12 protein-coding genes are annotated in these 10,367 nt (G+C 37.1%); 3 read left to right on the top strand and 9 right to left on the bottom strand.

Going from position 1 to position 10,367, the window contains the following annotated elements; genetic code table 11:
* On the bottom strand, positions 1–515 hold a 515-nt coding region (pgk, locus tag ACTBZY_RS02810), incomplete at its 3' end, for a phosphoglycerate kinase (RefSeq protein ID WP_463044808.1).
* 277 nt (positions 516–792) lie between these two features.
* On the opposite strand from pgk, the gene rpsF reads away from it, so the two are divergent.
* The 3 genes from rpsF to rplI all read left to right on the top strand — a co-directional run bounded on the left by rpsF (position 793) and on the right by rplI (position 1,951).
* On the top strand, positions 793–1,170 hold the full coding sequence (gene rpsF, locus ACTBZY_RS02805) for a 30S ribosomal protein S6 (RefSeq protein ID WP_463044807.1): 378 nt from the start codon (positions 793–795) through the stop codon (positions 1,168–1,170).
* A 5-nt stretch (positions 1,171–1,175) separates the two neighbouring features.
* Entirely contained in the window at positions 1,176–1,430 is a 255-nt protein-coding gene (gene rpsR, locus ACTBZY_RS02800; protein WP_463044806.1) for a 30S ribosomal protein S18, read from the top strand.
* A gap of 62 nt (positions 1,431–1,492) precedes the next feature.
* The gene (gene rplI / locus ACTBZY_RS02795) at positions 1,493–1,951 is read left to right on the top strand and encodes a 50S ribosomal protein L9 (RefSeq protein ID WP_463044805.1); all 459 of its coding nucleotides are present in this window, start codon (positions 1,493–1,495) and stop codon (positions 1,949–1,951) included.
* 67 nt (positions 1,952–2,018) lie between these two features.
* On the opposite strand, the gene ACTBZY_RS02790 is transcribed toward rplI, so the two are convergent.
* The 8 genes from ACTBZY_RS02790 to ACTBZY_RS02755 all read right to left on the bottom strand — a co-directional run bounded on the left by ACTBZY_RS02790 (position 2,019) and on the right by ACTBZY_RS02755 (position 10,313).
* On the bottom strand, positions 2,019–2,321 hold the full coding sequence (locus ACTBZY_RS02790; RefSeq protein ID WP_463044804.1) for a DUF1330 domain-containing protein: 303 nt from the start codon (positions 2,319–2,321) through the stop codon (positions 2,019–2,021).
* Positions 2,322–2,438: 117 nt separating this feature from the next.
* Positions 2,439–2,759, bottom strand: coding sequence for a c-type cytochrome (locus ACTBZY_RS02785; RefSeq protein WP_463044803.1), 321 nt, complete (start codon positions 2,757–2,759; stop codon positions 2,439–2,441).
* 150 nt (positions 2,760–2,909) lie between these two features.
* Positions 2,910–3,407 carry a GNAT family N-acetyltransferase gene (locus ACTBZY_RS02780; protein ID WP_463044802.1) on the bottom strand — a complete coding sequence of 166 codons (498 nt, stop codon included), beginning with the start codon at positions 3,405–3,407 and terminating at the stop codon, positions 2,910–2,912.
* Positions 3,408–3,423: 16 nt separating this feature from the next.
* Positions 3,424–4,464 (bottom strand): GMP reductase, encoded by a 1,041-nt coding sequence (locus ACTBZY_RS02775; RefSeq protein ID WP_463044801.1) that lies wholly within the window; start codon positions 4,462–4,464, stop codon positions 3,424–3,426.
* An 84-nt stretch (positions 4,465–4,548) separates the two neighbouring features.
* The gene (locus ACTBZY_RS02770; protein ID WP_463044800.1) at positions 4,549–5,289 is read right to left on the bottom strand and encodes a DUF2625 domain-containing protein; all 741 of its coding nucleotides are present in this window, start codon (positions 5,287–5,289) and stop codon (positions 4,549–4,551) included.
* A gap of 150 nt (positions 5,290–5,439) precedes the next feature.
* The gene (locus tag ACTBZY_RS02765; protein ID WP_463044799.1) at positions 5,440–6,156 is read right to left on the bottom strand and encodes a hypothetical protein; all 717 of its coding nucleotides are present in this window, start codon (positions 6,154–6,156) and stop codon (positions 5,440–5,442) included.
* 18 nt (positions 6,157–6,174) lie between these two features.
* Positions 6,175–7,836 carry a VRR-NUC domain-containing protein gene (locus tag ACTBZY_RS02760; protein WP_463044798.1) on the bottom strand — a complete coding sequence of 554 codons (1,662 nt, stop codon included), beginning with the start codon at positions 7,834–7,836 and terminating at the stop codon, positions 6,175–6,177.
* A gap of 89 nt (positions 7,837–7,925) precedes the next feature.
* Positions 7,926–10,313, bottom strand: a complete 2,388-nt coding sequence (locus tag ACTBZY_RS02755) for a TonB-dependent receptor (RefSeq protein WP_463044797.1) — start codon at positions 10,311–10,313, stop codon at positions 7,926–7,928.
* Between the last annotated feature and the right edge of the window lie 54 nt (positions 10,314–10,367).

Genomic DNA, 10,367 nt, shown 5'->3' with positions numbered 1-10,367 from the left:
TGCATCACATATCCACAAACCCTGTCTTTAAAAAACTGACCTATTACCGCCGTAGAAGCGTGAGCTCTATGAGCAGTACCAAATGCATCGTTTACCCATACATCACCAAGTTTAGATAGCTTTTCTGCAAAAGCTACATCACCTTTGGTTTCTTCCGGATAAAAACGAAGATTTTCAAGCAATAAAACTTCGCCTGCTTTAAGGTTACCAGCCAATTCAACCGCTTGCTCTCCTATACAGTCATCTGCAAACTTCACAGAAACTCCTAAGATTAAAGAAAGAGCTTGTACTAAGTGTTTTAAAGAATATTTTTCTGAAGGACCATCTTTTGGTCTTCCTAAGTGAGACATTAATATACATGAACCACCGTCTTCCAAAATCTTTTTAATGGTAGGAATAGTGGCCTTGATTCTAGTGTTATCGGTAATCTCAAACTGATCGTTTAGAGGCACATTAAAGTCTACACGTATTAAGGCTTTTTTACCTTTAAAATCATAAGAGTCTAGTGTTATCATATTGGATAAGATCTGTTTTGTTATACTCAAATTCGGGATAGCAAATATAATTCTATGCTTGAATCTTGAACAAGATTGCTATGGCTAATTGCCCTTCTGCCCCAAATTCTATTTGTATTGTGCAAATAAATGTATAGAAATTTCTAATTTGCCTATATCACTCTTCTACTATATACTTAATAATCATATTAATATCTACGAATAGCGTTGTTTAGAAGCAAAAAAGTCTTACTTTTGCACCTCATTTTTGAAAATAATTAATAACAAACAAATTATCATGTTTCAAAACCAGTACGAAACAGTGTTCATTTTAACTCCCGTTTTATCTGAGATTCAGATGAAGGACGCTGTGGATAAATTTAAGAAAGTGCTGACTGATAATGGAGCTGAGTTAGTAAACGAGGAACATTGGGGCCTTAGAAAACTAGCATATCCCATTCAGCATAAATCAACGGGCTACTACCAGTTGTTTGAATTCAAAGCAAGCACTGACATAGTTGCAATCATTGAATTGGCATATAAGCGTGACGAACGCATTTTGCGTTTCCTAACTACCAAGTTAGACAAGCATGCCATTGACTACGCCGATAGACGTAAGAATGGTAAAATTGGAAAGAAGAATCAAGATGCACCTAAAGAAACTCAAAAAGCTTAATCATTATGTCATTAGTAAACGAAAGAGTAGAACGTAAAGATAGAGTACAGAAGAAATACTGTCGCTTTCAAAAAGCCGGTATCAAGTATGTAGACTATAAAGACCCAAATTTCCTTTTGAAATTTGTAAACGAGCAAGGTAAAATACTTCCTAGAAGATTAACTGGTAACAGTTTGAAATTCCAGAGAAAAGTATCCGTAGCTATCAAAAGAGCAAGACATTTGGCTTTGATGCCTTATGTAGCTGATGGCTTAAAATAAGATTAGTCAAGAGAAAGTCTGTTTAGATTTTTCGCTTTTAAAATTTTTAATCAAGTATTACAATGGAAATTATATTAAAAACGGATATTGCGGGTCTTGGCTACAAGAATGATGTTCTTGAAGTGAAGCCAGGTTATGGTCGCAACTATCTTATTCCTCAAGGATTTGCTGTTTTGGCGACTTCGTCAAACAAAAAAATTCTTGCTGAGAATTTAAAACAAGCTGCTCACAAAGCAGAAAAAATATTAACTGCTGCTCAAGATATTGCAGATGGCATTGGCGAAATGGTTATTACCATTGTTATGAAAGCTGGTGAGTCTGGTAAAATATTTGGTAGAGTTACTAATACCCAAGTTTCTGATTTCTTAGCTACTAAAGGCTTCGAGGTGGATCGTAAGAAAATCACCATGGAAGACGTTAAAACTGTAGGAGATTACACGGCTAACATTGACCTTCACAAAGAGGTTAAGCATGATGTAAAAGTTTCTGTAGTGGCAGAAGCTAAAGTAGCAGAAGCTTAAGAAGTACTAGAAAAGCTTTTAATAGGAAAGACGAATCGAAAGGTTCGTCTTTTTTTTATGCCCTGCTTTACATTTTTTCTCCTTTTATAAGTAAAGTAGATTTTATTGACTCTTCTTTCAGATGAATAAACTTCAACCTACTGTCGTCATCCATGTAATTGCCTAAATCTTCCTGAGATTCAAACGAGACAAAATGAATTTCATAAGGCCGTTCTTCTTCACCAGAAATGAAAGACTCCTTGCTAGGTCTTATTCTATACATCATTTGTCCATTATACTTTTCCATCAAAGGAATTACATGGCTTTCAAATTCGAGAAAGACGCTTTCCTTTCCCTCTTTTATGAAAATGAACTGAGTAATATATATCATGCTTAACCGAAACTTAGATTAGGATAAAAGTAAATAAAAAAGTCGGATACATTTAAGCATCCGACTTCCGATATCAATCTTCTGACAATTGACAAATATTTATGACTAAGCTTCCGCTTACTTCAAACTAACAATCCACTTTGCTATGATTTCAGCTTCATTTTTAGGAACCTGCGTCATTGGAGCCATTGGTGGGTAACCAGGCCAGTTTTTAGGGTTTGGCTTGTAAATAAGAGCTACAATTTCGTCCGCTTTATACTTCTTTGTCGCCATAACCTCTTTATAAGCAGGCCCTACTAATCTCTTATCTGCATTATGACAAGCTAAACAAGTATTTTTTTGAAGCAATTTCTGCACGTTAGGAGGAATACGCGTTTGACCGTGAGACAAAGTAGCGATACTTCCGATTAACAATAAGGTGATTAATACTTTTTTCATTATGAGAGACTTTTTAATATTTTATGATGCAAATATGGTTGATAAATCTTTATTCAAAAAACTTGATTCAAAGATACCAACGCTTTTCATATATTAGACGCCGAAACAGGCATTTGAGTTGTTAAGAGTCTGTTAAGGAATTAAAATTCTTTAACAAAGTTTAGCAAACTTATGCTCATCCCACAGCTGACCTTTCTTTAAAATAGCTTTTCTAAAAACGCCTTCTCTCTCAAAACCATTTTTCTCCAAGACTTTCATGGAAGCCAAGTTGTATTCAAATACGCTTGAGAAGATTCTATTTACTCCTAAATGATCATAAGCATAAGCAGTAATTAACTTAACCGCTTCCGAAGCTATTCCTTTTCCCCAAAAAGGTTCACCTATCCAATATCCCATCTCGGCAGATTTTCTATAAACGTCCGATTGAACATTGGCAGAGATTACACCACAAAATGCACCATCGTAAATAATGGCAAAGTTTTCATTGACGGGCATTCCCAAACTATGATTAATAAACAACTCCGCGTCTTTCTCTGTGTAGGGAAATGGGAAATAATCTCTCACGCCTTCCCATATGTTCTGATTATTGGCTATGTTAGCTAAATCAGAAACATCAGATAGCTCTAGCGGCCTTATTTCAACTTTCACCTTCTACTACATTTTATTAGTCCTCAAAAACTCTATTCTCTTGCTCAGCAACTCTAATAAAGGTGGTTCTCTTTGTCAATTCCTTTAATCTGGCAGCTCCCACATAGGTGCAGGTGCTCCTTATTCCTCCCATAATATCCTGAAGCGTGTCTTTCACCTTTCCCTTAAACAGTACTTTCACGTCCTTGCCTTCACTGGCTCGGTATTCTGCTACGCCGCCTACATGCTTATTCATGGCCAAAGCGGAACTCATTCCATAAAATCGTTTGTACTTTTTCCCGTTCTCTTCTATCAGTTCTCCCCCACTTTCTTCATGCCCTGAAAGCATTCCTCCAAGCATCACGAAATCTGCACCCGCTCCAAAGGCTTTTGAAACGTCTCCTGGCGTAGTACAGCCACCGTCGCTGATTATCTGACCTCCAAGTCCGTGAGCGGCGTCTGCACACTCTATAATGGCCGACAACTGAGGATAACCCACACCTGTTTTAACGCGTGTGGTACATACGGAACCAGGACCAATGCCCACTTTAATGATATCTGCTCCTGCTAAAAGGAGTTCTTCCACCATTTCTCCAGTGACCACATTACCAGCTATAATGACCTTATCAGGATAACTCTTTCTGGTTTGTTTCACAAAACTCACAAAATGTTCCGAATAACCATTGGCCACGTCTATGCAGATAAACTGTAGCTTCGGATTCGCTTTTATAACTTCCGCTACCTTCCCAAAATCTGTCTTATCCGTACCTGTGCTAATGGCTATGAAATCGTAAATCTCGTCTGATTGGCTTTTAAGAAAGTTATTCCATTCCTCCACATCATAATGCTTATGAATGGCGGTAAAAAGCTTCTGTTCGCTTAATACTTTTGCCATTTCAAAAGTACCAACGGTATCCATATTGGCGGCCATAATGGGTACGCCTTTCCATGGAATCTGGCTATGCAAAAAAACAAAATCACGCTCTAAACTCACCTGAGACCTACTTTTTAGCGTAGAACGTTTAGGTCTGATCATCACATCTTTGAAACCCAATTTGATTTCATTTTCAATACGCATATTTGTTATTTTTTTAAACCCTGAAATGACATAAAAAAAGCTCACTTCTAATTGAAACGCCATTTATATACATCGGCGGTTTAACTATTTATTCCCTTTATTCATTAACTGAGTTTTTATCACCATTTGAATTTCCCACATCTCTTTCATGGTCACCGCTTTCCTGCTTAATTTTTCTAAGTCAACATATTTGGTCCAAAGGTATGGCGAAAAACTCATTGCTTTATCGGCTCCCATCGCCATAACTTCCTCTTCCCAATTCTTCCAGCGAAGCCCATTATAAAACTGGGCAATATCACCCGTAAAAGCCCAATAAATAAAATCTGAGTATTCAATTCCGAGCGACTCCCAAGCTATATTATCTGGAGAGAAATAAAATACCTTTCCTATACCTTCATCGCCAAACTGACCAACATTCAAAGCATAAAACCCACCTACGGCATCATCTGCTATTAAAAAATAAGGCATTCCTTCACCATATTCATCAAACGATTTTCCTTTATTCCATTCGGGTAAACTTCTTTTAAGTTTTTCAGAACCTGAACCTAAAATTCTAATCCAGCCATTGTCCACCAATATTCCACCTGATTCGTAGACTACCGCAGCCATTAGCGAACTTGTGGTCATTTGTAATCGGTATAGAGCTGTATCTGCTTTGGTAGAGTCTCTTTCCAGAATTTCTACGTTATTTTTTGCTTTGCCAATCCACTCTTCCACTAATCGCCAACTAGACTCTTCTTGACTAGTCAGCTCTTCGAGCGATTTCATTTGGCTAAATGCAGTTTGACTTACTACAAAGAGAGCCAGGAACTTGAAGTATTTCATGTTTTTTATTTTATTGGCGTTAAAGTATACTATAAACTTATAAAATCACTTCATAAAAAACATACGAAGCTGTCTCGTATTTATCTGTTTCTCTACAAAATAGTTGAATGAGTAGAGTTTGGGGTTTTAGAAATTTGAGCTGTAGGAATTTCAGACTCTTTTTTCCTTAAAATCTTCAATAATCCTTCTTTTCACCTCCTGTGTATTGTTGAATTTTAGCTTTTCTGAACCACAAACTCCACAACTCCAAACCTGATATTTAAAGGGCCTTTTGAATTGGTATTTATTTTTCAATACTGGAATATTTAAACTCCCACATTCTTTACAATAACTTTTATCCCGTTTCTCTATAGGTATTTTCAAGTTTTCCATTTCGACAAAAAGCTTCATTTCCTTCAAAATAAACTCTTCTGAATTTTCCATAGTTAATTCGGAGTTCCACCTTGTTGAGTAATCATAAATCAAACTATCCAAGTCCTCGTCAATTACATAAAATACCATGTATCTTTCGTCATATCCACTGGCCGAAACAATTTCCAACATTTTACTCAAAGCATAAGTAATGTCAATCTCTTTTCTAATTGCTCTATTGGTAATAGTTAAAGCATATTTGTTTATTAACTTTCCCTCATCTTTTTCAACTTCCAATTCTAAATCCTCTGTACATTTCCAAAAATACTCTTCACGCTCTTCAGTCGAATCATAGTCTAATCCTGCCAAGATATATAGGTTTTCCGTTTCAAAGCCCAACTCCATAGCAGCCACAGCCCAATCAACAAGCTTTTTACTATCAAAATCTGTTATTGCCCTTTCAGCAAAGATTTCAAATGTAAGCTCTTCAAGAATATTTCGATTAGTTCTTTCCATATACTTAAAGATCTAAAATCACTCCTCAAAAAACACCCTAAGCACCCTCGCATTTATGCCTTTTTCTTCAAAATAATTTAGCCAGTATAACTGGCGATTTGAGAGATTATCGGTGGGTGATTTAACTTCTACAAACTCATAGCCGTTTTCGTCCCAAACAAACAAATCTGGAAAACCTCTGGAGTTTTCTACGATGTCTTGACAGATATGTACCAATATCTCTTTGATGGGCTCTAATCCGATGTATTGTGTGGCTATTCTGATGCTTTCCCACATTCCTTCCATCCATATCACAAAAGGATTGGCGATACCCTCATGGTCGGTAAATTTCCTTCCCATAAAAAGCAGCAGGCTTTCCATATCCTGAAAACTTTTTAAATGCTCATGAATATGTTCTTTTCGTTTGAGATAAAAATCGGGCAAATGTAAATCGGACGGGCGACGCTGAAAAGGATGGTGAAAAGCCACCAAACTTGGGTCAAAAATGATATCCCAAAAAACAAGGCCAAAAATACCTCGCCAAAGATGGTTTTCGGAGAATATGGCATATTTCCCTTCTGCCAAATAATGTTCTATGGTACCTAGCTCCACATTTCCTCTGTAAATGCTGTGAATGGTAATTCGTTCTGCTTCGTGAAGCTTTTCGGTGGTGAGTTTCTTCTTTCTGGTAGATTTGGTCAAAATCCTCCCAGAAAAATCCTTGGCAAAAAAGTGCTCGTCGGCATTTGTACTATTGGCTATCATGTCTTCACATAAAGCCAGAGCTTCCTCATTATGTTTGAGCTTTACCAAGCACCGCACACGTCTTTCTTTTGCCTGTGATAGTGTACACATTTTATAAACTTCTACCGCCAACTCTTCTGCTTTTTGACGTTCTAAATGCCTGCCTACCTTGAGTGTCAGTCGCTCTAATGCTGGTTTAGCTATTTCGGAGAGGTCTTTAATACTGTCTACCATGGTGTCAAACCAATCATAAAGAGCTTCGGGCGTTTCTTCCTTTTTGAGTTTTTCAAAAAGGTCTGCTTGGTCAGAAATCATCCATTTATCTTCCGCATCTTTTCGGGTTTCAAATCTGGCCACCAGTTTATCTTCATCATGAGAGAAATATTGAACAAAACCGAGGTCTCTGACCACAAACTCGGTCATGTCCATGTATCTATTCCCAAAGAAAAGAAACTTGAAGAAGGTAACTTCATACTCGAAGCCCATTTTAACCAAGGGATGCAAAACCGACAATTTTTCTACGACTTCTTCTGCCGGAATATGTTCTTTAACCCAGTCAGTTATTTCTATTTTGCTTTTCGAAGAATGACCCTTTTCCGTAACAAGTTTCAATACCTCTGCTTTGGTGCTAAGGTGCAATAAGTCTGAGAGGTAATCTATGTGTTTGACCGATAAATCTTCAATAAAACCTTTAGACAGAAGTTCTTCTAATGCCACAGGAATATCTTCCAGCTCGGCATAGTTTAGTTTGTTGGTTTTAAAGAAAAGGCCTTTTCTGTTGGTAAACCTTATATATAGGCACTGGGCATCTTCAGACAGGCCATAATACTTACGCAGAAAACGCCACTCCTTTTCTTCAAGGATATGCTTGTATTTGTCTTTGACGAAATCAAGTAGATAATTGAAATAGTCTAAGTAATACTTTGGGGGAAGTAATATATTTTCGTTTTCTGACACAGACGCAATTTATCCTTTTAGCATCTACAAACAAAGACCTAAAATACCGCCTGCCACTTTGATACAAATATTAGCAAGCGAGACGTTTCCTAGAATCTTCTTCTAGCACCTGAATATTCCATAGCCTCTCCTTTACCAAATCCATAACTAAGACCTAAAGCGATGAATCTACCTCTTTGTCTACTTCTATAAACGTAAAACGCTGGCTGAACTGTTTCCGATTTGCCAATTCTAGAGGCAAACACATCTCTAACACTTAAATTAACTACGCCTTTTCCTTTCAAGATCTTTTTTCTTATGCCAAAATCGGCATAGACTTGTTCGGAATCCTCGCCCTGTAAGGTTCTTACTTTTGAACGGTAGTTTCCGCTCACTTCAACATCAATATCTTTAGGCAAACCAATTTTAGCATTCAATCTTGTACTCCATTGGTTTGCACTGAAATCAAACAATACCGCTTCTAAAGAACCTTCTCTTTTAAACATGCTATAGTTGAAATCGCCATTAAATGTCAACCATTTCGCGGGAGAAAGCTTTCCGTTTATTTCTACACCGGTAGATTTATTAGTACCGATATTGGTTGGTTTGGTATAAGTTATGCCATCTTCAAAAGTCGAAATACGTTCCACCACATCATCGGTATGTCTATAATAAATGGCTCCGTTTAAAGATAGCTTATCTAATAAGTAGATGGCCGTCAACTCATACGAGTCTGTAAATTCTGGCAATAAATCGGGGTTACCCGTACGTACGTTAAAGTTGTTTCTGATGTTAAAGAATGGATTCAAATCCCATAAACGAGGTCTATATATTCTGCTGGAGTAACCCGCCTGAACAGAAAACTCTTTGGACACTTTATAAGTGGAATGTAAACTCGGGAAAAGATTATTGTATTTCTGAGTATTCGAAACATCTGTGGTCGCCAAATAGGTATTCAAGTCTGTATTTTCCATTCTTAAACCTAGTTTCATGCCCCACTTCTCCCCTTCATATGAACCAGTTGAGTAAACCGCAAACACCTTTTGATTGTATTCAAAAAGATTGGTTAATGCCGCATTTTCTACATAAGCACCATCTATCTGGTCGCTAACAGAATAATCGTTACTCACATCATTAATCACATATTGCGAGCCCAGCTCCAAAGTAAAAGCCTCTGAGAAAGGTCTTGTATAATCCACCTTAAAAAGATTCTCTGCTTCTTTGAAGTTCGTCCTGGTTTGTTGATCCGTTAAGGCACCTGTACCAAATGTATATGTATTACCAAACTGAGAAGACTGGTCTTTTCCAAAAAAGCTACCTACAGCAGAGGCCAGAAGTGTATGATCTTTATGGTCTTTAAAGTCTCTTTTGTATTGGAAATCGTATTGATATTTTGGGTTATTAGCCTCGGTAACTTCTTCTCTGTACCATTCTGATACTACTTGATTTTGGGCATTCAACAATCTAAAATCTGTTTTAGAGGGTCCGTCTTCTATTTCATAAGCAAAGTTTCCTGAAAGCGTAAAAACATTATAATCGTTCAGATGGTAGTCTGTACCTAAAATGAAGTTATAAAAAGTCTCGTTTCTATATTCTGTACCTGCACTATTAATGATTTGATTGGTGACCAAGTCTTTGTTAATGTTTTCCATCTTATTTGGTAAAGACCTATACCCTGCTCCGAGCTGCGAAAACAAATTAAATTTCTCCGTTCTTCGGTTTAAACTTATACCAATACTATGGCTATCTGGAATACCTGTATTTAAGGAAACCGAGCCGTTAAAACCCTTCCTTTCGTCTTTTTTAATGATGATATTGATAATACCACTCGTTCCTTCTGCATCATATTTTGCCGAAGGATTAGTAATGACCTCAATTTTCTCAATCATATCTGCGGTAATGGTACCCAGTGCATTTCCTTCACCTGAAGCCATCACAGAAGGCTTACCGTTGATAAGAATTTGAACACCTGCACTACCTCTTAGGGTAATTTGACCTTCTATGCTGACATTAACGGAAGGCACATTATTCAATATTTCTAAAGCACTGGCTCCAGTGGTAGATAAATCTTTTCCTACATTAAATACACGCTTATCTAATTGAAACTCGGTCTGAGATTTTTCTGCTCTTATCACCACTTCTTCTAACATGGTATTATTCTCTTCCAACTTCAATTTTCCGAGATTCATAACACCATCTATGGCTTTTAATTCTTTTACCATGAGATTATTATAACCAATAGAACTCACCTCCACGATAAAGTTCTTGGCATTGGTTTCAATCTCAAAAGCTCCAGAAATACTAGCGGTAGTTCCAGTAATTGGCTTTTTAGTCGTTTTATCTAAAAGTGCTATGGAAGCAAACTCAATTGCTAAGCCAGTTTGTCCATTTATCACCTCACCTTTCACTACAAGTCCAATCGCATCTTGTGCAAATGATATGGTAACAAAAGTGCATAAACATGACACTACAAGAACTGCTTTCAATAAGGACTTCATGATAAAAAAGTTTTTTTGACCGCCCGAGCGGAAGGAATGCTTTATAAATTTCAT

The organism is Arcticibacterium sp., assembly GCF_055134445.1.
Note: the sequence above shows the minus strand (reverse complement) of the source record. Positions and strands in the feature narration are given on the sequence as shown.